The sequence below is a fragment of the Dialister sp. UBA1703 genome, assembly GCA_002320515.1.
GTDB lineage: Bacteria > Bacillota > Negativicutes > Veillonellales > Dialisteraceae > Dialister.
Genome location: DCJJ01000081.1, coordinates 6,660 through 28,872, shown reverse-complemented (window position 1 = coordinate 28,872; position 22,213 = coordinate 6,660). Strand labels below are relative to the sequence as shown.

At 52.3% G+C, this 22,213-nt stretch carries 18 protein-coding genes; all 18 read right to left on the bottom strand.

Going from position 1 to position 22,213, the window contains the following annotated elements; genetic code table 11:
* Window positions 1-462: 462 nt before the first annotated feature.
* The 18 genes from B2Y11_RS03845 to B2Y11_RS03760 all read right to left on the bottom strand — a co-directional run bounded on the left by B2Y11_RS03845 (window position 463) and on the right by B2Y11_RS03760 (window position 21,582).
* Window positions 463-897, bottom strand: a complete 435-nt coding sequence (locus B2Y11_RS03845) for a ribonuclease H (protein WP_291056425.1) — start codon at window positions 895-897, stop codon at window positions 463-465.
* Entirely contained in the window at window positions 894-2,093 is a 1,200-nt protein-coding gene (locus tag B2Y11_RS03840; protein ID WP_291056423.1) for a DUF3084 domain-containing protein, read from the bottom strand. The genes B2Y11_RS03845 and B2Y11_RS03840 overlap by 4 nt, the downstream gene beginning before the upstream one ends.
* A 240-nt stretch (window positions 2,094-2,333) precedes the next feature.
* Window positions 2,334-3,419, bottom strand: coding sequence for an LptF/LptG family permease (locus B2Y11_RS03835; protein ID WP_291056420.1), 1,086 nt, complete (start codon window positions 3,417-3,419; stop codon window positions 2,334-2,336).
* Window positions 3,420-3,450: 31 nt separating this feature from the next.
* The gene (lptB, locus tag B2Y11_RS03830; protein ID WP_291056417.1) at window positions 3,451-4,173 is read right to left on the bottom strand and encodes an LPS export ABC transporter ATP-binding protein; all 723 of its coding nucleotides are present in this window, start codon (window positions 4,171-4,173) and stop codon (window positions 3,451-3,453) included.
* Window positions 4,170-5,021 (bottom strand): LptA/OstA family protein, encoded by an 852-nt coding sequence (locus B2Y11_RS03825; protein WP_291056415.1) that lies wholly within the window; start codon window positions 5,019-5,021, stop codon window positions 4,170-4,172. Before B2Y11_RS03825 ends, lptB begins: the two co-directional genes overlap by 4 nt.
* Window positions 5,018-5,563 (bottom strand): LPS export ABC transporter periplasmic protein LptC, encoded by a 546-nt coding sequence (lptC, locus tag B2Y11_RS03820; RefSeq protein ID WP_291056413.1) that lies wholly within the window; start codon window positions 5,561-5,563, stop codon window positions 5,018-5,020. The genes B2Y11_RS03825 and lptC overlap by 4 nt, the downstream gene beginning before the upstream one ends.
* On the bottom strand, window positions 5,560-6,546 hold the full coding sequence (locus tag B2Y11_RS03815) for a lysophospholipid acyltransferase family protein (RefSeq protein ID WP_291056410.1): 987 nt from the start codon (window positions 6,544-6,546) through the stop codon (window positions 5,560-5,562). Before B2Y11_RS03815 ends, lptC begins: the two co-directional genes overlap by 4 nt.
* Window positions 6,547-6,595: 49 nt before the next feature.
* The gene (locus tag B2Y11_RS03810; RefSeq protein ID WP_291056408.1) at window positions 6,596-7,129 is read right to left on the bottom strand and encodes a KdsC family phosphatase; all 534 of its coding nucleotides are present in this window, start codon (window positions 7,127-7,129) and stop codon (window positions 6,596-6,598) included.
* The gene (locus tag B2Y11_RS03805; RefSeq protein WP_291056406.1) at window positions 7,129-8,100 is read right to left on the bottom strand and encodes a KpsF/GutQ family sugar-phosphate isomerase; all 972 of its coding nucleotides are present in this window, start codon (window positions 8,098-8,100) and stop codon (window positions 7,129-7,131) included. Before B2Y11_RS03805 ends, B2Y11_RS03810 begins: the two co-directional genes overlap by 1 nt.
* A 223-nt stretch (window positions 8,101-8,323) precedes the next feature.
* Complete coding sequence (gene kdsA, locus B2Y11_RS03800; protein WP_291056404.1) at window positions 8,324-9,163, bottom strand: 3-deoxy-8-phosphooctulonate synthase; 840 nt, start codon at window positions 9,161-9,163, stop codon at window positions 8,324-8,326.
* Window positions 9,160-9,891, bottom strand: a complete 732-nt coding sequence (gene kdsB, locus B2Y11_RS03795) for a 3-deoxy-manno-octulosonate cytidylyltransferase (RefSeq protein ID WP_291056401.1) — start codon at window positions 9,889-9,891, stop codon at window positions 9,160-9,162. Before kdsB ends, kdsA begins: the two co-directional genes overlap by 4 nt.
* Entirely contained in the window at window positions 9,888-10,997 is a 1,110-nt protein-coding gene (lpxK, locus tag B2Y11_RS03790) for a tetraacyldisaccharide 4'-kinase (RefSeq protein ID WP_291056399.1), read from the bottom strand. Before lpxK ends, kdsB begins: the two co-directional genes overlap by 4 nt.
* Complete coding sequence (locus B2Y11_RS03785) at window positions 10,987-12,315, bottom strand: 3-deoxy-D-manno-octulosonic acid transferase (RefSeq protein WP_291056397.1); 1,329 nt, start codon at window positions 12,313-12,315, stop codon at window positions 10,987-10,989. The genes lpxK and B2Y11_RS03785 overlap by 11 nt, the downstream gene beginning before the upstream one ends.
* 87 nt (window positions 12,316-12,402) lie before the next feature.
* A complete protein-coding gene (locus B2Y11_RS03780; protein WP_291056396.1) occupies window positions 12,403-14,190 on the bottom strand; it encodes an ABC transporter ATP-binding protein in 1,788 nt (595 codons plus the stop codon).
* Window positions 14,180-15,319, bottom strand: a complete 1,140-nt coding sequence (gene lpxB / locus B2Y11_RS03775; protein WP_291056394.1) for a lipid-A-disaccharide synthase — start codon at window positions 15,317-15,319, stop codon at window positions 14,180-14,182. The genes B2Y11_RS03780 and lpxB overlap by 11 nt, the downstream gene beginning before the upstream one ends.
* The gene (locus tag B2Y11_RS03770) at window positions 15,316-16,140 is read right to left on the bottom strand and encodes an LpxI family protein (protein ID WP_291056392.1); all 825 of its coding nucleotides are present in this window, start codon (window positions 16,138-16,140) and stop codon (window positions 15,316-15,318) included. Before B2Y11_RS03770 ends, lpxB begins: the two co-directional genes overlap by 4 nt.
* A gap of 450 nt (window positions 16,141-16,590) precedes the next feature.
* Window positions 16,591-17,850 carry a serine/threonine transporter SstT gene (gene sstT / locus B2Y11_RS03765; RefSeq protein ID WP_291056389.1) on the bottom strand — a complete coding sequence of 420 codons (1,260 nt, stop codon included), beginning with the start codon at window positions 17,848-17,850 and terminating at the stop codon, window positions 16,591-16,593.
* A 303-nt stretch (window positions 17,851-18,153) separates the two neighbouring features.
* The gene (locus B2Y11_RS03760; protein ID WP_291056387.1) at window positions 18,154-21,582 is read right to left on the bottom strand and encodes a pyruvate carboxylase; all 3,429 of its coding nucleotides are present in this window, start codon (window positions 21,580-21,582) and stop codon (window positions 18,154-18,156) included.
* Between the last annotated feature and the right edge of the window lie 631 nt (window positions 21,583-22,213).

Sequence of the window (22,213 nt, the reverse complement as noted above, 5' to 3'; positions counted from 1 at the left end):
AGTGAGCTGGTGGGCTAGTGAGCTGGGAAAACCTTTACAACCGATCTGGCGAGCGAAGGGAAAACAAGCCAACCGCGCTTTTGGCGCGAGGAAAATGCGGCACCCCCTTTGGTGCCTTACGGCACCNNTTTAATCAGCGCTTCCCTAGTGAGCTGGTGAACTAGTTTCCTATTGAGCTGACCCACGTTGTTATCATGTCGGACAGGAAACTGTTTGCGAAGGGTTTCCTGCTGTGATGATTTGCAAATGTGTCATGCCGGACGGGAAACTATTTGCGAAAAGTTTCCTACTGAGATGACACACTGTGTTCCCATGTCGGACAGGAAACTATTCGCGAAAGGTTTCCTACTGAGATGACCCGCAGTGTTCCCATGTCGGACAAGAAACTATTCGCATAAAGTTTCCTACTGAGGTGATTTGCAAATGTGTCATGCCGATATAATTTGCATTGCCCCACAGCATCTACACCTTCCTGTGCCCCACGTCCTCTGCCTTCACGTGTCCCAGGTAGATATTTCCTATGATCCAGGCTACGTAGTCATCCACCGGCACGGGGACGGTACGCATACCTCTGGGGATGAGGCGGGCAAGGCCTCTGGCTGGATGATCCTTCCAGTACCAGGCCTCTCCCATTTCCGTGGTATATTTTTCATCCACCAGAATCACCGGAATCTCTCTTTCCATGGCTTTCAGCAGTTTTTCGCTGCGGTCTTTCATTTCCTGATGGCGGGTGCCGTTACCCATGATGAAGGCCCGCACCGGGAAGCGGGAGAGGAGGAGGCCTATTTCCTTTTCATAGGAAACAGTGGGAACTACCTTCTTCACCACAAGGCTTCCGTCTTCTTCCACCACGGCGCAGCCCGTTTTATCCTTTCCCGGATCGACGGCCAGTATCATGGATTGTCTCCTTTCCTTTCCACCCGCACATCAATGAGAAGCGGCCCCTGGGAATAAATATCCCGTTTGGCTGTAACAGTAAGGGTGCACTGGCCGCCGTAATCTTTGACTTTCTGGATCACATCCATCAGTTCCTGCCCTTCCAGTACGCCTACGTTGCCGGTAATGGGATCCGGCAGTACCCCCTTGGACTGGGCATAGTGGTTCAGGTCTTTCAGGAAACGAAGTACCTGGAGCTCGTAATTCCGGATATCCTTATAGGCATCCAGACTGCCCCGGTATACCACTTCCCCTTTGCTGAATACAAGGAGGTTGTCATGAATGTCGAAATCAACAATCAGCCTTTCGCCGCGGATGAGGTTCTGGGCTGCCACAATGCGTACCAGCTTCTTGTTTTTAGCGCCGGCGATTTCCTGCACCGCATTGTCGAAATCAGTCTGGCTGATGCGGACAAGGTTTACGCTTTCATCGGTAATATTCATCTGCTGCTTCAGCATATGATTAATATCCTTCAGCACGCTTTCCAGCATCTGTACCGTCTGTTCCCTGGTCATATTCTCGTCCACGGTGACACTGGTAAGAATCTGTCCTGCCTGCATCACCACCTGTCCTTCCCGAAGGGCGTAGATATTATCAAGGAGCGTCTTTTTTTCTTCATTCAGGGTACTGATATTGCTGCTTAATTCTTCCTTTGTCTTTTCCAGATTTTGGATTTCCCGGGCAGACTTTTCCACCCCTGCCTGGGCTTCATCGTAGGCATCCTGCACGGAAGCCAGCTCGTTTTCCATGTAGACACGCTGGCTTTCTACCCGGTCCAGCTCCCTTGATGTTTCCTCCGACTTCTTTGTCACATCTTCATATTCCTTATTTCTGGCTTCCAGCTGGCGCTTTCCCTTTTCCAGTTCCCTGTTCTTTACTTTGATTTCCTGGTTCAGGTCATTCATCTGGGCCTGCAGCCTGGACAGGCCGAAAAGAGCCACCCGCACATTTTCATTCACCACCGCCATGACAGCAACGGTGGAGAAGGAAATAAGCACGCCGGAAATAATGGTCACGATAACCGATGTATATTTAGGGCGCAGTCCGAAGAGGGTCATCCTCTTCTTGCCTACCTTGGAGCCGATACGGTCCCCCAGAAAGGCAATGACCCCGCCCATGACGATCAGCACAAGAAATATGGCAGCCCCTATAAACATGACATTCCTCCTTTCTTTTTAATCTTAAGAATATTCTATTCTATTATACCTTCTTTTCCATGTTTATGAAATACCGGGATGGGACAGTTTCCTGCTGAGATGGCCTGCAGTGTTCCCATGTCAGACAGGAAACTATTCGCATAAAGTTTCCTATTGAGATGACCCGCAGTGTTCCCATGTCGGACAGGGAAGTTTTCTTCCATGCAAAAAGAGCCGCAGGGATTCCCGCGACTCTTTCTTTTATTTATCTACCCGATGGATGAGCCAGCAGCCTGTGACAAGGGCTATGAGGTTCGGCAGCCATACTGCCAGGGTGGCAGGCATGACGTGGCCTTTTCCCAGGGCTTCCAGGAAGGTCATAATGGCGTAGTAGAGAAAGATGATGACCACGGACAGCCCGAATCCGATGGAGGAGGAGGATCTCTGCTTCTGTACACCCAGGGGAGCGCCTACGATGGCGAAGACGAAGCTTGCCATGGGCAGGGAGAAGCGGCGATGCACTTCCATCATGATGGGAGTGGTATCCGCATGGGCTGCTGCATAGGCCTTTTTGGTAAGGAGCAGTTCGCGGATGGTCATTTCATCATAGTTCTTCTTTTCCTTGGGAATATCTTCCGGCGACTGGGCATAGGGGATGTCCTGCCTCTCGAAGTGCATCATGCGGTCCACACCGTCACCGGTGAGGTCATAGATAATGCCGTCGGTCATGACCCATACGCCGTTCTGCCAAATGGCTTTGGGGGCATTTTCCACACGGATTACTTCTTCGTTCTGGAATTCCTGGACTGTAATGTTTTCCAGTTCCTTGGTGGAAGGGTTATACCTTCTGGCATAGAGAAGGTGGACGATTTTCCCGTTCTGCACGTCCCGCACCACCACATGGTCCGTAACGCCGGGATTGAAGTTCTTCTTGATTTCCGTATTCAGCACGTACTCGTATTCCCGGTTCGTCCAGGGCACCACGTACTCGTTGAAGGCCACGGCGCAGAGGCTGATGAAGAGGGAAAGGATGAATACCGGCGCCGCCAGGCGGAGGAAGCTCTGTCCGGAGGAACGCATGACGATGAGTTCGCTGGAGCCGGAAAGCCGGGAGAAGCACATGAGTGCCCCCAGGAGCACTGCCATGGGGAAGGTGTATACCACGATGCGGGGCAGGGCCAGGATGAAGATTTTAAGGGCGGAAACGGGAGAAGCTCCGTATTTCGTCACGTAGCTGGCAATTTTCAAAAGGGTGTCCGCCCCCAGAAAGATGGCGGTAAATGCGGCCACGCCGAAGAGGAAGGGGCCGAGAAATTCTTTTAATGTGTATTTGTCCAAAAGTCTCATCAGAATTTCCTCCCCTGATTGGTTATATCTGTCATAAGCTGAAATTTTCTCCCAGATAGAATTTCTTCGCCACCGGATTGACGGCAATTTCATGGGCCTTTCCTTTCAGAAGGATTTTTCCTTCGGAAAGGATGTAGGCATTGTCCACAATACGCAGGGTTTCCCGCACATTATGGTCGGTAATCAGGATGCCGATGCCCCTTGTTTTAAGGTGCATCACCACGCTCTGGATGTCTTCCACCGCCAGAGGGTCAACGCCTGCAAAGGGTTCATCCAGGAGGATGAAGGCAGGATCCATGGTGAGGGCCCGGGCGATTTCCACGCGGCGGCGCTCGCCGCCGGAGAGGGCATTGCCCTGGGTATCCTTCACATGGCTGATATGGAATTCTTCCAGAAGGGCTTCCGCCTTTTCCGTCCGCTCTTCGGGGGTCAGCTCTTTTCTCGTTTCCAGAAGGGACATGAGGTTTTCCCATACGGTCATTTTGCGGAATACGGAGGCTTCCTGGGGCAGGTATCCGATGCCGAACTGGTGCCGTTTGTAGATGGGCATGCCCACCAGGGAGGTGCCGTCAACGGTAACATCCCCTTCATCGGGCTGGATAATGCCTACGATCATGTAGAAGGTGGTGGTCTTTCCTGCACCGTTGGGGCCCAGAAGGCCTACGATGGTGCCCTGTTCCACTTCCACATTCACATGGTCCACCACGGTACGCTCTCCGTACCGTTTGATAAGGTTGTGTGTTTCTATTTTCATTTGCTGTCCTTCGTTGTCAGTGGTGCTCCGGCTTCCTCCGGCCGTCCTGCAATAGGAGTGGCAGCGGTTACCGGTCCCTGGGGAACGCTTCCATTATCGGAAGAAGAGCTCCCTTTATCCGATGTGTCTGCCGTGCTTCCTGTATTTGTAATCACAATGGTGCTTCTGCCTGTGGTTTCCACCACTTTGTCAGCGTCCCTAAGCACCAGTTCCGGCCCGGTAAAGGAATTGCCGTTCTGATTGACCCAGGCATTGCCGGAAAGTACCAGTTTCCCGTCACTGCCGTCCCTGCCGGTTCTTGTATAGACAGCCTCATCGCCGTAGCCTACGGCATTATGAAGGCTGCTGGAAAGGTTGACGCCGCCGGTGGCTACCACTTTCACCTGCTTCATATTGCCTTCAATGTGGGGCGCTTCCAGGGTGCCGTCAGGGGAGGACAGATAGCCATTCCCTTCGATTTTGCCAAATCCCGTATCCGGATTGTACATGACATCGTCTCCCTTGAGGGTGCGGTTTTCCGCGCCGTCATGGAAGTTGACGCTGCCTATGCCCCGGGCGGTCTTGTCCTGGTAGAGGTACATTTTTGCCGCGTCCAGGGTGGTGGCTTCTTTCACATAGTGGACGCCGCCTTCCAGGTAGGCGCTTCTGTCTTCAAAGTGGTATTCCCCCTGGGATGCAGTAATGGTGGCACCCTGGTTGGCATGGATTACCACGTCTCCCTTGGCAGTCACTACTTTTGTATTTCCATCATAGGTCAAAACGTCGGCTGTAATATCATCAGCCATGGCCCCTCCGGCAGCGCCTACGGAAATAGCCAGTGCCGCCAGTGCAGTATATAAGAATCTCACTTTGTCCCCTCCTCATCTGCCAGTTTTGCATGTCCTCTGGCCGTAATCTTCTGAATCACCCGGTCCGCCTCGAACCGGTCGGCGGTGAGTACCTTGCCATCCTTCTTGGCCACAAAGGCCTTGTCGGTGGAAAGGATATCCTTATTGCCATCGTAGGTCAGGTTTTCGGCATAGAGCTCTTCCCCCTCTTTGCCATACCCTTCTACATTGCCTTCAATATAAATAATTTTGGTGCTGCGGTCAACCCTGCCCCGGTCTGCCTTCAGATGGAGCTCATCGCCGTCCTTGGCAAAGTAACCTTCCACATTTTCCATGGTTACATGGTTCTGGTCCCTGCTCACCGTCACATGGCCGGCTTTGAAGCGCCATACCAGTTTGCCGTCCTTGGTTTCCTTCATGTCCGAATTGTGGAACTCGATGGAAGGGCCCTGTGATGATGCGGCATGCATGCCTTTATTATCATCCTTAAAGAGGAAATAGATGCCTCCTGCAATCAGGAGAACCAGCACCGCAATTAAAATCAGATTCCGGTTCTTTTTCATTCCTTTCCTCCTTTGGTTTCATTCCACTCTTCGTCCATACCTGCCGCAAACTTTTCCTTTTCTTCCGGGCTGAGTTCATTATACATCCGGATCTTGCCGGGGCGGGTCCAGAACAGGTGCTGGAACCAGAGCCAGTCGGAAGGATGTTCTTTGATGAAATCTTCCATAATGGATGCCATTTTCTGGGAATTTTTGAGAAGATCCCTGTCCTTATCTCCCGTATTTTCATAATAGAAATGTTTCCCCACGCAGATGGTGTGGCCCCTTCCCCCTTCATTTCTTACGATGAAAATGGGGACAACAGGCGCTTTGAATTTCTTTGCAAACACCGCCGGCCCCTGGGGAAAGGAAAAGACGCGGTTCATAAAGAGTACCGGCACCCCTACCTTGTTTCCATCCTTATCGGAAAGGAAGCCCAGGATGTGGTTTTTCTTCATGGAACGGGCGGCTGCAATCATTTCATAGCCGCCGGTACCGGTGAGGTAGATATGCTGCCCTGCCATGGCACGGTAGCTGTTGATCATTTTCATGAGGGCATCATCGGACTGTTTCTTTCCGATGGCCGATGTATCATAACCGTGAAGGGCAAGGCCGGCGCCCAGCCATTCCCAGTTTCCCATGTGGGCTGTAAGGCCTACGATACCTCTGCCCTCTGCATAGGCAGCTTCCAGGTTTTCCGGATGGTCGATTTTCACATAATCGTCAATGTGATCCTTCTCCCGGCACAGGCGGGGCATGTACATCATTTCCATGGCAGACATGCCTATATTTTCATAGACCTTCTGCAAAAGTCTTTCCGCTTCCGGACGGGAAACGCCAAGTCCGATCATAATCTGCCGGATTCCCCGTTTCTTCTGTTTTGCTATGCGGTTCATAATGCAGGGGCCCAGAAAGCGCCCGATGGCCAGGATATGATCATAGGACATGGAGCAGAGAAGGCTGCTGATTCCCTTCAATATCCCGTAACGTACATTGAATAACATGGCTTCACTTCTTTCCGGAAAACAAAATCGTATACAAAATGAAATCCTCCTACTGCTGCACCCTATGGCTGCCGTCCCGGTAGGAATCCACCGCTTCTTTCCAGAGGTGCTGGGATTTCATTACCTTTTCTATCAGTTCTCTGGCCGCACCCCGGCCGCCTTCAAAACGGGAAATGAAATCAGCGCACTCTCTCACTTCCTTCACCCCGTCTCTGGGAGAAGCGGCAAGGCCCACCTTTTCCAGAAGGGGCAGGTCGTTCAGGTCATCTCCCATGTAGGCCGCTTCTTCCCAGGAAAGGCCTTCCTCTTGAAGGAGCTTTTCCATGGCGCTTACCTTATCGGAAATGCCCATAAGGATGAAGTCCACAGACAGTTCCCGTCCCCTGTTTTCCACAATCGGACTTTTCCTGCCTGTAATGAAGGCGGTTTTATAGCCCATGCGGTGGGCCAGGGCAAGGGCCAGGCCGTCCCTGGCGTGGAAGAGCTTGGAGGCCTCCCCCGCCTCTCCCATAACCAGCACGCCGCTGGTAAGGGTGCCGTCCACATCGAAGGCCAGAAGTTTGATGTTCTCCGCCTTCTTCATTACATAACCCCCTGTTTGAGGAGATCCGTAATGTGGATCATGCCGATGGCCCTGCCCTCTTCATCGATGACAGGAAGGACGGTAATGGGATGGGGCCTGTGTTCTTCCATGATATGAAGCCCTTCTGCCGCCAGTTTTTCCTTATGAATCACATGGGGATTCACTGTCATCACCGCATCCACCGGAAGAGACAGGAAATCTACGCCCTTTTCCAGGCCCCGCCGCACGTCGCCGTCGGTCATGAGCCCTTTGAGCCGTCCCTTTTCATCTACCACCGACACGGCGCCAAGGCCCTTGTCGGTCATCACAAAGAGGGCGTCCTTCACGGAAGCGGTTTCCACAATGAGAGGATTCTCTTCTCCCTTGTGCATCACCATGTCCACGGTGAGAAGGAGCTTCTTGCCCAGGGAACCGCCGGGATGGAAAATAGCAAAATTGTCGGCGGTGAAATGGTGCCTTTCCATAAGGCATACTGCCAGTGCGTCCCCCAGAGCCAGGGCGGCGGTGGTGGAACTGGTCGGTGCCAGTCCCAGGCTGTCCGCTTCCTTTGCCACACCTGCATCCAGCACAGCATCCGCATTCTTGGCAAGGGTGGAATGGGTCTTCCCCACCACTGCCACCAGCTTGGCGCCGATACGTTTCAGGGAAGGAAGAATATTCAGCACTTCCGCCGTTTCACCGCTGTTGGAGTAGGCAATCACCACATCATCGGCAGTCACCATGCCCAGATCTCCGTGAATGCCTTCCGCCGGATGGAGGAAAAAAGCCGGTGTGCCGGTGCTGGCCATGGTAGCCGCCACCTTGCGGGCAATGTGGCCGGACTTGCCCATACCTGTCAGCACCACCCGCCCTTTGGCGTTTTCAATCAGATGAACAGCCTGCTCAAACTGGCCGTCCAGTTTATCCACCAGGGAAACCACCGCCTCCGCTTCATCGCGGAGCACTCTTGAAGCTGTTTCAATGACTGACATACTGCCTCCATCATGCTGCAATACAAAGGAAATAGACTTCCATATTCTTTCTATTATACAATACTTTTTCTTTGAAATATATTATTGAGAAAAAGGTCAAAGGAGAAAGGTTTTCAGGTTTGACGGCCTTTGGGCGAGGGAAGCAGACAGCTGCCCATACTATCCCACTGTCTCACTTTCCCACTAGCACACTAGCCCACCAGCCCACCAGCTCACCAGCTCACTATTTCCCCAGTCCCTTTTCCTTATCCTTCTTCACCACCTGGTTAATGGCGATGAGGTCTTTCAGCAGGTCTTCCAGGGAAGAGAGGTAAAGCATATTGGTAGAGTCGGAGAGTCCTTCCGGCGGATTGTCGTGGACTTCCATGAAGAAGCCGTCTACGCCGGAAGCTGCTGCCGCCCTTGCCAGGTAGGGGATGAATTCCCGCTGGCCGCCGGTGGAGCTGCCCATGCCGCCGGGAAGCTGTACGCTGTGGGTGGCGTCAAAAATGACGGGGTAGCCGAACTGGCGCATAATGGGGAAGGAACGCATATCCACCACCAGGTTATGGTAGCCGAAGGATACGCCCCGTTCCGTCACTGCCAGGTTCGGGTTATGGGCCTCTTCCATTTTCTCAATCACATTCTTCATATCTTCCGGCGCCATGAACTGGCCTTTCTTCACGTTCACCGGCTTGCCTGTCATGGCAGCGCCATACACAAGGTCTGTCTGCCGGCAGAGGAAGGCAGGAATCTGCAGCATATCCAGCACTTTGGATGCCGGCGCCAGCTGGGTAACGTCATGGACATCGGAGAGCACCGGTACCTGCAGTTCTTTTTTGATGTCCGCCAGGATTTCCAGTCCTTTTTCAAGGCCCGGTCCCCGGAAGGAATGGTAGGAAGAACGGTTTGCTTTGTCATAGGACGCTTTGAAAATGTACTGCACACCAAGGCGGTCGCAGATTTTCTTGATTTCCCGTCCGATCATCAGGGTTCGGTCGTATCCTTCAATAACGCAGGGGCCGGCGATGAGGAAAAGTTTTTCCCCATCCAGGGTAAGGTTTCCTACATGGATTGTTTTCATAAGTGGTTCCTTTCAAAATACTCATTGGCTTTTTTCAAGTCAGCTTCTGTATCAATGCCTATATCTTCCGTCTTTACCGGAATGACGCCGATTTTATATCCCATTTCCAGGGCCCGGAGCTGTTCCAGGGACTCCGTCTTTTCCAGGGGTGTCTGGTCCATTTTCGCATAGGCCAGAAGAAAATCGCGGCGGTAGGCGTAAATGCCTACATGCTTCAGCGAAGGCTCTGCAAAATCATGACGGGGATAGGGGATAAGGGAACGGGAGAAATAAAGGGCTTCTCCTTTCCTGTTTACCACTACCTTCACCGCCGATGGGTCATCGTATTCTTCTTTCCGAAGAGGGGTAGCCACGGTGGCCATGTCCAGCTCCTCATGGTCCATGAGGTCCCTGGCCAGATCGTCAATGACATCAGGATCAATCAAAGGCTCATCACCCTGTACATTGACGATAATGTCATACTGGGGGAATTTCTCCGCCACTTCTGCCAGACGGTCCGTGCCGGTGGGATGACTGGCAGAGGTCATAACCACCTTCCCGCCGAAATTCTTTACTTCTTTTTCAATATCTTCATGGTCCGTAGCCACGATCACCGTATCCGGTACCTTGGCCAGAAGGGCCCTTTCATATACCCGGTGTACCAGCGTTTCCCCTGCAATCATGCGGAGGGGTTTCCCCGGAAGGCGGGTAGAGGCATACCGGGATGGAATAATGCATGCAACTTTCATTTCAAATCCTCCCATTGCTTTTCAATGAGCGACTGGTCTTCCAAAAAGGCCATCTCGATTTCCAATACATAAAAAGGAACCACTGCCCTTTCCACTTCCAAAAGGTTCATCATTTTTACAGCGTCCTTTTCTGTTGTTACAATCATATCGGCACCATACTTCACCGCTTCGGACAGGACATTCCGCACATCCTCTTCCGTATAGCGGTGGTGGTCATCATAGGCCATTTCGCCGGTGAGGAAGAAGCCCGCTTCTTTCGCAGTTCCGGCAAAGGCTTTGGGATTTCCTATGCCTGAAACCAGGTAAGCCCGCTTTCCCTGTATGGAGGAAAGATCTCCTTCATGGACCCTTTCTTTCCAGCAGGCAAAGGGCACCGCCTTTGAGGGGCGGTGGCAGGCGGAAATCACAGGGACAGAGTCCGCTTCCTGCGCCAGATGTCCTTTGATTTCCTCCACCTTTTCCGGCGATACCTGGTCGCTTTTCGTCAGGATGAAAAGGCTGGCCCGCTTTAATGCGTCCAAAGGCTCCCGGAGAAGGCCCCGGGGAAGGCCATGGCCATAGCCGAAGGGATTGGTGCAGTCCAGAAGCACTATGTCCCTGTCCCTTTTTAATTTCCAGTACTGGAAACCATCATCCATAAGGAGCATATCCGCTCCCATCTCTCTCGCCCGCCGGGCCGATGCAATGCGGTCTCTCCCCACCAGCACCGGTACCTTTGGCAGCTTCAGGGCCATCATGTAGGGCTCGTCCCCTGCCATAGACTGGGATACAAGGATACGTTTTCCGTCGGAAACGACGCCCCCCTCTTTTTCAAGGCCGCTCCGGTAGCCCCGGCTGATAATGGCCGGATGAAAACCGTCTTTTTCCAGCATATCCGCCATGGCGATAATGCAGGGGGTTTTTCCCGTGCCGCCGGCGGTAATATTGCCTACGGAAATGACGGGAATCCCGCAGTCTGCCGCATGGGCCCTGTCCTTTTCCCTCTTCTTCACCACCTGGGAAAGGTATACCTTTTCCAGCTTTTCCAGAAGATGGAGCACCAGACGGTCCCCGAAGGAGGGGGCTGGATTCTTCATGAGGCCGGTGACGTAATTTTCAAGACTCATGCTTTTCCCTCAGTTTGATACCATATTCCTTCACCAGATCTTCGAAGGCTTCAATATTTCTTCTCGTGGCTCCCTGGTTTTCATGAACCACTTCCAGTGCCGCCTCTCCCATTTTCTTCATTTTTTCCGGATTTCCCAGAAGCTCCAGTAGCGTCTTCTCAAAGGACTTCTCATCCGGCGTCATAATGCATACGCCTCTTTCGGAAAGGAGCTCGAAAATTTCCTGGAAATTGAACATATAGGGACCTACAAGCACCGGCTTCCCGTGGGCTGCCGGTTCCAGGATGTTATGGCCCCCTACTTTTACAAAGCTGCCACCCACAAAAACCACATCCGCCAGGCTGTAGAGACGTCCCAGTTCGCCGATGGTATCCAGAATGACGATCTGGGCGCCCTTCCCGTCATCCTCTTCTGTTCCCATTTTGGAGCGGCGGAGCACGGTGTAGCCCTGGTGCTTGATCATGAACCGCACGGAAGCGGCTCTGGTAATTTCGCGGACTGCCAGAAGGAGCCGGGCATGGGGGTACTTTTCAAGAATCTTTCCAAAGGTACGCACCACGATTTCCTCTTCGCCCCCATGGGTGGAACCGGCCACAATAATGGGGCCCTTTCCTTCAAAGCGGAATTCCTTCCGAAGTTTCTGCCTTTCTTCCTCCGATACTTCCGCATAGGTCTGGTCATACTTCGTGTTTCCTGTAATGGCCACCCTTTCCGGCAGGGCGCCCATGGAAATAATCCGTTCCCTGTCGATTTTCGACTGCATGCAGAACCGGCGGATCTGGAAAAGCATTTTCGTGGTAAACCGCTTGATGAGGGAATAGCGGCGCATGGAGCGTCCGCTGATTCTTCCGTTCATCATCATCACCGGAATATCCTTCTTCCATGCCAGGCGGAGGAAATTGGGCCACAGCTCCGTCTCAATCAGGATAATGGCCTTGGGATTGACAATGTTCACAATCCGCTCCGTAATAACAGGAAGGTCGAAGGGGAAGAAAATGTGACCGTCCGCTTCAGGGATGATGCGCTGGGCCATGCGGTGGCCTGTGGCGGTAACCACGGACACCACCACCATTTCATCGGGATACATCTTCTTTAATTCCCGCACAATAGGGCTGGCTGCCACCACTTCCCCTACAGACGCGGCATGCACCCAGATGGCATTGTGGTCTGCAATCTGCAGCAGCGTAGGGGTGGGCATAATGCCGGCACTCTGCTTCAGCCTGTCATAAAAGCCTTCTTCAAAAACAAGCCGGTAAATCAGAAGGGGTATCTGGAGAATCCAGTAAGCCACCAGGCAGATATTATAAAACCAATACAATGGGATATCTCCTTTGTCGGAACAATCAGGGGGAAAAGAGATTTGAGATTTGAGATTGGGTCTGAAGGCCAGTCCCCAGCCACCAGCTCACTCCCCTTCCTTCTTCTCATCCTCCACCGCATCTTCAGCTTCTGTCACTTTGGCGCTCATGGTGTAGAGATCATAGTAGAGGCCGCCTTTGGCCATGAGTTCATCATGGGTGCCCCGTTCCGCAATGACGCCGTCGTTTAATACAAGAATCTGGTCTGCATTCTTAATGGTGGACAGACGGTGGGCAATGACGAAGGACGTACGGCCTACCATGAGCTTATCCAGTGCATCCTGCACCACCTTTTCGCTTTCCGTATCCAAAGCGGAGGTAGCCTCGTCAAGAATCAGGATCTTCGGGTTCTTCAGGATGGCCCGGGCAATGGCGATGCGCTGGCGCTGGCCGCCGGAAAGGATAAGCCCCCGGTCCCCTACCCGGGTATCAATGCCGTCTGGCAGTTCTTTGATGAACTTCTCTGCATTGGCAGAACGGATAGCCGCCCAGACTTCTTCGTCCGTTGCATCCAGCCGCCCGTAGAGTACATTGTCCTTAATGGATGTATTAAAGAGAAGGGTATCCTGGGGCACCAGACCGATCTGGTCCCGAAGGGAACCCAGATCCGCCCTGCGGATATCCATGCCGTCGATGTCGATTTTACCGCCGGTGATTTCATAAAACCGGGGAAGCAGGTTGGCAATGGTGGACTTTCCTGCGCCGGAAGGGCCTACGATGGCAATGGTTTCACCGGGATTGGCCCTGAAATTGAGATCCGTCAGCACCGGATGGCCCTCTTCATAGGCAAACTGCACGTGCTTGGCTTCCACCAAACCTTCCTTCACCACCAGAGGCTCTTCGTCCTCATGGTTCTGGTCCTCTTCCTTCTCGTCAAGGATGGCAAAGACCCGGTCCGCCGCTGCCAGGGACTTCTGGATATTGCCGTAGCTGTCGGCAATACGCTTGATGGGGTTTGCCAGATTGATGGCATAAATCAGGAAGGCGATAAGTTCGCCGGCGGTCATAATGCCGTCGATGACGGACACACCACCATACCAGATAATGACCGTAATGGCCAGGGCCGCCAGAAATTCCACCACCGGCGTGAGCTGGCTCTGCTGGCGGATGGACTTCACAGTAGCCTTGAAATTATTCTGGTTCACCTTTTTAAACCGGGTGGTTTCATAATCGCAGCGGTTGAAGCTGCGGATGATACGGACGCCGGAAATGGTTTCCTGCAGCATAGCTGTCACGTCTGCCAGCCTTTCCTGCACATTTCTTCCGGATGAATGGAGCTTCCTGCCGAAAAATTTAATGGTTACGGAAACCAGGGGCACAATGATGAGGCAGAGGATGGTGAGCTTCCACTGGAGATAAATCATGGCGGCAAAGGAACCGATGAAAATGGCCCCTTCCTGTACCAGCATGATGAAATCGGTGGTCATGGCCGTCTGCAGAGCGCCGATATCGTTGGTAAGATTACTCATGATTTCCCCGGTGCGCCTTTTGTCGAAGTAAGCAATGGGGAGCTTCTGCAGATGCTCATAGAGCCGGTCACGGAGATCCCGGATAACCGACTGGCCGATGTACCCCATGAGGTAACGGTGGGCAAAGGTGGTGGAACCGCGGATAAAGAACACCACAATAATGGACAGGATGATGAGATAAAGCATGGTGAGATCCTTATCTTCCAGTACCTTATCGATCACATCCTTGATAATCCAGGGAACATACAGATTGGACGCCGATACCGCCACCATACAGATGATGGAAATAATCAGCAGTTTGATATAGGGCTTCAGAAATGTGAGAAGCCTTTTATAACTGTTTAATTTGCTTCGTTTATTTGCCATGAACCGCTCCTGCAGTCTTTATAATCAGCTCAGCCACCCGATGGACAGCTCCGCCGGAACCAAGTGCCTTCCGCACTTCCCGTATTTCTTCTATATTTTTCTGTCTTGCCTTTTCATCCTGCAGCCAGGGGAGCAGGATGGATACGATATTTTCCGCCCGGGCCCGGTCCTGCAGCAGCTCCGGCGTCACTTCCCTGCCAAGAAGCAGGTTGGGAAGACCGGCATACTTCACATGCACCAGGAGATTGGCCAGAAACCAGGTGAAGGGAGCCAGCTTGTAAACAAGCACCGTAGGAAGCTCCATAAGTGCCGTTTCCAGGGTGGCCGTACCGGAAGAAGCCACGCAGGCCGTGCAGATCTGCATGAGGTCATACTGATGGCCTTCGGTGATTTCGATGGAAAGGGAAGTCTTCCCGATGATGGACAAAAGCATTTCTTTTGAAATGGTGGATGCCCGGGGAATGAAAAACTGGCACTCTTCCTTTTCCGCCAGTTTTTCCGCTGCCTGTATCATGACAGGAAGCAGCCCTGCCACCTCGTTCTTCCGGCTTCCCGGCATGAGAAGTACCCTTTTTTTATCGGGATTTCCATGGAAATAGGCCATGGCTTCCTCAAAGGACATGGAAGGCTTCACCGTATCCGCCAGGGGATGGCCCACAAAGGTGACACGGGCACCGGCCTTCCGGTAAGCCTCTGCTTCAAAGGGAAATATGGACGCCACCTGCTCCACATCCCGCACGATGTTCTTCGCCCTGCCCTTGTTCCAGGCCCAGATGGTGGGGGCAATGTAGTAAATCACCGGAATGCCCAGCTCCTTTGCCACATGGGCCAGCTTCATGTTGAAACCCGGATAATCTACGCATACCAGCACATCAGGCTTTTCTTTGATCATGGCTTCCTTCAGCATGGAACGGAGGCGAAAGAAAAGGGGAATATGCCTGATCACTTCCACCACGCCGATGATGCCCAGATTTTCTATATCATATATAATACGGACGCCGCTTTTTCTCATATCCGCGCCGCCCATGCCGAACAGGTCCGCATCCGGCATGATTCTTTTCAGTTCCGCCGCCACAGCGGCTGCATGCATATCACCGGATGCTTCCCCGGCAGACATCATTATTTTCATATCTTATCCTGTTCTACCGCAAGAATGACGATTCCCTTCCTGTCCGCCTCCTGAAGCACTGCCGCCTTTTCAGCAAAAAGGGTATGCCATGCCTCAATAGCCAGCACAGCGCATCCTGATTCCTCCATGGAATGCAGGGTTTCAAGTCCTACTGCCGGCATATCGAAACGGGTGTCCTGGGACGGCTTTGCGGTCTTCACTACCACTGCGCCGCCTCGGGCAAGGCTTCCGCCCCGGCGGATGCAGGCATCCGTACCTTCGATGGCTTCCACCGCCATAACGGCCTGGTTCTTCACCACCACCGTCTGCCCCAGATCCATGGCTCCGATGGCCTTGGCCGCCTTAAAACCGAAGGCCACGTCCGCCATCTGCTCCTCTGTAGGCTTCTTTCTGGTAAATACCTGGGGCCCCGGCATAAGGGGCTTCAGATACTTCGTCTGGTCCAGCACGGAAATACCGTCCTTCGCCAGCTCATCTACAATGGCCAGAGTCACCGTATCATCTTTGAAATCTGTCTTTCTTAAACGGTTCAATACCTTGATAGCCCGAAGGTCCGGGAAGGGATGGTTCTTGAAAAGCCACTCCTTCGTCACCTTGCCGATCATGGTGACTTCCTTTACCCCTTCGCCTGTCAGGGTCTTAATCACTTTATTCAGCTTGAATGCGCTGATTTCATAATAGGCATCTGCCATATCCTTCAGCCGGGGATCAATGCCGGGAATGACTGCAATACATACCACCCGGTAGCCCTGGGACTTCACCGCTTCCGTAAACTCCACGGGAAGGGTACCGATACCTGCCAAGAGACCGATTGTTTCCATAAAAACCTCCTGCGTCAACTCTTTTTATTTTATCATTTCTGGAGAAACCGCGCACTATGGGAGGTAAAAAAAATAAAAAGGAAAGGGCAGAAGGAAATATAGAATCCTGTCTATTTTATGACATCCGGCCAGGAATAGCAAGGAAGAGAAATCATAAGGCAGGGAGCACTGCTCCTCCGCCGGCTGCGGATTGATTCTTCTTGAGCCACAGGATGGCACGGGATTCAAAGGATTCAAAGGATTCAGAGGGTTCAGAGGGTTCTAAAAAGGGGAGACATTGGGAGGTAGATATTGACTCCAACCAGCCCACTAGCTCACTAGCCCACTAGTTCACTAAAAAATACCTGTCGGCGGGAAGGGTGGCTCACTGCCGCCTGCCGCTTCGTCACTCCAATAGGAAATAAAAAATCCGTGAAGAAATGCAGTCATTTCTTCACGGATTTTTATTGATTAATGTTCGTCCTTCGGAACCATGTCTTCGGATTTCAGGGTGCCATTTCTTCTCCGTTCTGCAAATTCTGCAGTAGCGGTGAAGAGGACGTCGCTGGAGCTGTTCAGAGCGGTTTCGCAGGCATCTTCCAGTACGGAGATAATGAAGCCTACGCCTACCACCTGCATGGAAATATCATTGCCGATACCGAAGGATGCGCAGGCTACCGGAATGAGGAGCAGGGAACCGCCGGCTACGCCGGATGCGCCGCAGGCACCAACGGTGGAAACGATGCAGAGCAGAAGGGCGGTGGCCATATCTACCTGGATGCCCAGGGTATGGGCTGCAGCCAGAGCCAGCACGGAAATGGTAATGGATGCGCCGGCCATGTTGATGGTAGCGCCCAGAGGAATGGAAATGGTGAAGGTATCCGGATTCAGTCCCAGTCTCTTGCAGAGGGACAGGTTCACCGGGATATTGGCAGCGGAGCTTCTGGTGAAGAAGGCATATACGCCGCTTTCACGGATGGTGGTCCATACCAGGGGATAGGGGTTCTTGCGTACTTTGGCAAATACGATAAGGGGATTCATCACCAGAGCTACCAGGAAGTAGGATCCGATGAGGACGCCCAGGAGCTGTACATAGCCCAGGAGGGCACCCAGACCTGCGGTGCCTACGGAATCAGCTACCAGACCCATAATGCCAAGAGGTGCGAAATGGATGACCCAGGTGACTACCTTGGTAATACCGGCGGCAATATCATTGAGGCATGCCTTGGTGGTATCACCGGCGCAGGTTTTCAGTGCAATGCCCAGGATAATAGCCCAGCCCAGGATACCGATGTAATTGGCGTTCATCAGGGCTGCTACCGGGTTATCTACGATGCTTAAGATCAGGTTGTGGAGAACCTGCACAATGCCGCTTGGCGGTGCCAGTTTCGTATCCGGTGCCACCTGGAGAGACAGGAACGTAGGAAACAGGAAAGACATGGCTACGCCCACCAGGGAAGCCAGGAACGTACCAATCACATACAGTTCAATAATAGGCTTCATGCTGCCACTGGAGCCTTCCTTCCTCTGGGCCATGGCATTCATGACCAGGAAGAATACCAGAATCGGTGCTACGCCCTTCAGTGCTTTAACGAAAAGGTCACCGAAAATCTTGACCACCGGAATGGCCGGCGGGAAAAATACGGCAATGCAGATACCAATCACAAGACCTACGGCGATCTGCTTGATGAGGGACACCCTGCTGAGGATGCTCTTAATCGTTTTAAACAAAATAAACTCCTCCTCCAATGAAATAAAAATCCCATTTACTCCCATTCGGAAAGCACAGGCTGATTCTCGCCAGATTCCACTCCTAATTGAAACCTGATAAAACCTCTGCTTCCCATACTCCCAGTTTATTCCCCATGTATTCTATTTAGTATACCCTGCCGCCACTTGACTGGCAAGCCCGGATGACCATATATGATTAAATGGTACATCATTTAGCCTGTGCTATGCGGCGCCGGTATTTCAATAGCCATAAAGAGAAAAGCCCTGTACTCCATGAGCCAGGGCTTTTACTGATGAAATCGATTATTCAATCACCATGAGCAGGTCGCCCGATTCGATGCGCTGTCCTGCCTTCACGTGGATTTCGGAAACGATGCCGTCCACCGGAGCGGTAATGGTGGTTTCCATCTTCATGGCTTCGGTGACGATGACAGGATCCCCCTTCTTTACGGAAGATCCCTTGTCCACCAGAAGCTTCACCACGGAACCGGACAGGGTGGCCCCTACTTCGCCTGCCACATCCTTGTCTGCCTTTCTGGCAGTCACTGCAGTCTCAGCCACATGTTTGTCATGGATCTTGATTTCACGGGGCATGCCGTTCAGCTCAAACTGGATTTCCCTGTTGCCTTCACCGTCAGGTTTGGTAATGTTGTCCAGTTTCACCAGAAGCATTTTGCCTTCATCGATGTCCACACGGATTTCTTCGCCCGGCTTCATACCGAAGAAATAGGTAGGCGTATCCAGGATGGAAAGGTCGCCGTACTTGTGGTAGCGGTCCATGTAGTCGCTGAATACCTTCGGATAAATGCAGTAGGAAGACACATCTTCTTCCCTGGTGGGGATGTGTTTTTCCTTCATTTCCATCTTCACCTTTTCAAAGTCCACATCCTCCGGCTGGCTTTCCAGATGGGGCTTCTGTCCGCGAAGGATGATTTCCTGCAGCTTTTCCGGGAAACCACCGTAGGGAATGCCCAGCTTGCCGTCAAAGAAATCTACCACGGACTGCGGGAAGTCCAGGGTTTCCCCTTTTTCGTAAATATCTTCTTCGGTGAGATGGTTCTGCACCATGAAGAGGGTCATGTCCCCTACGACCTTGGAGGACGGGGTCACTTTGATAATATCGCCGAACATCATATTTACTTTGGCATACATGCGGCATACTTCCGGCCACTGCTCGCCAAGGCCTACGGCTGTAGCCTGCTGGCGGAGGTTGGAATACTGTCCTCCCGGCATTTCATGCTGGAAGAGGGTGGTGTTCGGGCTGGCCATGCGGGAATCTACGCCGGCATAGTAGGGACGAACGCCCTGCCAGTAGCGGTCAATGGTTTCCAGCGCATCGATGTCCAGCTTCGGCTGGCGGGGATGGTTCTGGAGTGCATAGTACATGGCGGTCATGGAAGGCTGGCTGGTGCCGTTGGAAAGGGCACCGGTAGCCACATCCAGAATGTCCACCCCTGCATCCACTGCCTTGGCATAGGAGTAAAGGGTGCAGCCGCCGCCTTCATGGCTGTGGAGATGGATAGGAAGATCCACTGCATCCTTCAGGGCGGAAATCAGGGCATAGGCTGCTTCCGGTTTCAGAAGGCCTGCCATATCCTTAATGGCAATGATATTGGCTCCCGCCTTCTTCATTTCCTTGGCCAGGTCGGTGTAGTACTTGAGGGAATACTTCTGGCGCCTGGGATCCATAATATCGCCGGTGTAGCAGAAGCAGGCTTCGGCAATCTTGTTCTTCTTCCGTACCTCATCAATGGATACGGTCATGTGGTTCAGCTGGTTCAGGCAGTCGAAGATTCTGAATACGTCAATGCCGTTGTCTGCAGCCTGGTCGATGAAATGACGAACCACGTTTTCCGGATAGTTGGTATAGCCGACGGTATTGGCGCCGCGGGTAAGCATCTGGAAGAGAATGTTGGGCGCTGCCTTCCTCATCTGCCGCAGGCGGTCCCAGGGGCTTTCATCCAGGAAACGGTATGCCACATCGAAGGTAGCGCCGCCCCAGTTTTCAAAGGAGAAAAGCTCAGGCACATGGACAGCAGTGTAGTGGATGGCCTTCATGATATCATGGGTTCTTACGCGGGTAGCCAGCAGGGACTGATGGGCATCACGGTAGGTGGTATCCATGAACATGACTTCCTTGCGGTCAAGCACCCACTGGGCAAATTTATCCGGCCCCAGTTCATCCAGGAGCTGCCTTGTACCCTTCGGTGCCTCTTCCTTGGACGCATCCAGAACGGGAAGGTGAGCAAAGTCCGGCTTTTCCTTGTGGCCGGCGCCGGCATAGCCGTTCACCGTAATGTCGCCGATGTAGGACAGAAGCTTGGTGCCCCGGTCGGAAATGAGATCCGGTTCCTGCAGGAGCCAGGGGTTGCGGTCGATGTAGTTTACATCGCACTTGCCTTCCTGGAAATCCCGGGTGCGGAGCATGTTCTGCAGGAAGTAAATATTGGTCTTCACGCCGGAAATGCGGAATTCATCCAGGCAGCGAAGCATTTTATGGATGGTGTCCTTCGGATGGAGGGCATGGGCCGTCACCTTAACCAGCAGGGAGTCATAGTAAGGAGTAATGACTGCCCCTGCATAGGCGGTGCCAGCATCCAGACGGATACCCGGGCCGCCGCCGGAACGGTAGGCAATGATTTTGCCGGTGTCCGGCATGAAATTGTTCTGCGGATCTTCGGTGGTAATGCGGCACTGGATGGCCACGCCTTTGTACCAGATATCCTTCTGCTGTCCGATGGCGATTTCCGGGCTGTCCACGGAGTAGCCTTCGGCAATGAGGATCTGGGTCTTAACGATATCCACATCGGTAATCATTTCCGTTACCGTATGTTCAACCTGTACACGGGGATTGACTTCGATGAAATAGAAGTGCTTTTCATCCTGGTCTACCAGGAATTCCACGGTGCCTGCATTGAGGTAGTGTACATGCTTCATGAGCTTTACAGCCGCATTGCAGATCTTCTGGCGGAGTTCCACCGGCAGGGACCAGGCAGGAGCCATTTCGATAACCTTCTGGTGGCGGCGCTGGATGGAGCAGTCACGTTCGAAGAGATGAACCACATTGCCCTGTTCATCGCCGATAATCTGTACTTCAATATGCTTCGGGTTCATGATGCATTTCTCTACATATACATCCTCGTCGCCGAAAGCCATCTTCGCTTCCGATTTAGCCCGGTTATAAGCCTCTTCCAGATCCTCCATGCGGTCCACATTGCGGATGCCGCGGCCGCCGCCGCCGTTCACTGCTTTGATCATAATGGGGAAGCCGTTCTTTTCAGCGAATTCCTTCACTTCCTCAAAGCTCTTCACCGCCCCTTTGGATCCGGGAATCATGGGGATATCCGCTTTTTCAGCCTGGATACGGGAATTGACCTTGTCGCCGAACATCATCAGATGTTCCACCCGGGGGCCGATGAAAATAATGCCTTCCTCTTCACAGCGCTTTGCCAGCTTCGCATTTTCAGCTAGGAAGCCGTAGCCCGGATGGATGGCATCCACATCATGCTCCTTGCAGATACGGATAATGTCTTCAATGTCCAGATAAGCATCAATAGGCTTGTCCCCTTCCCCTACCAGGTACGCTTCATCAGCCCGGTTTCTATGCAGGGACAGAATATCTTCCTTGGAATAAATGGCCACAGTACGGATTCCCAGTTCGCTGCAGGCACGGAATACGCGGATGGCGATTTCGCCTCTGTTTGCAACCAGGACCTTACGAATATGTCTCATACAATCCTCTCCTTTAAAATCGATTTCCGTAGAAATCGGAAAGCTGTCCTCCGGAAGGCCCTCCAATCATAAACAGGGGCTTCCTTTTTGTTATATGTTACATTGTACTAAGGGCATTTCCTAAAATCAATAGCCCACTATAAATTAGTATCGATTAACCTATTAATTCATGGAACATATAGGTCTATAGATTTAAGATAAATATGTATCAATAGGTTTATTCCTGTTTTTATCTATAATTCTCGTATTCAATAGTTTATAGACTATTATTTTACGCCGTGAAATATCAAAAACAGCCGGTTCTATTGCCATAATCCTATATGTTAGACGTTTGGCAGAGTTTCCTTTATCAATGGCAGAAGAAATAGACTGCAGCAAGCCCCTTTTCCGTCTTACTCATCAATCCTTTTTTCCATAAAAAATAGCCGTGAAGAAATAATCAGCACTTCTTCACAGCTATTTCGATTGCTCCGCATCTCCGCGATTTTCAAGGCCTGCCTGAAATGACGACAGGCTGCCTTCCGATACAGCGGGGTGGCAGGCAATTATAGGTGACATAGGTATTCATTTCTATTGAAACCCGGAGCAGGGAAATTTCCTGCCGCAATAGGGAAGCGCTGATTCAATCACT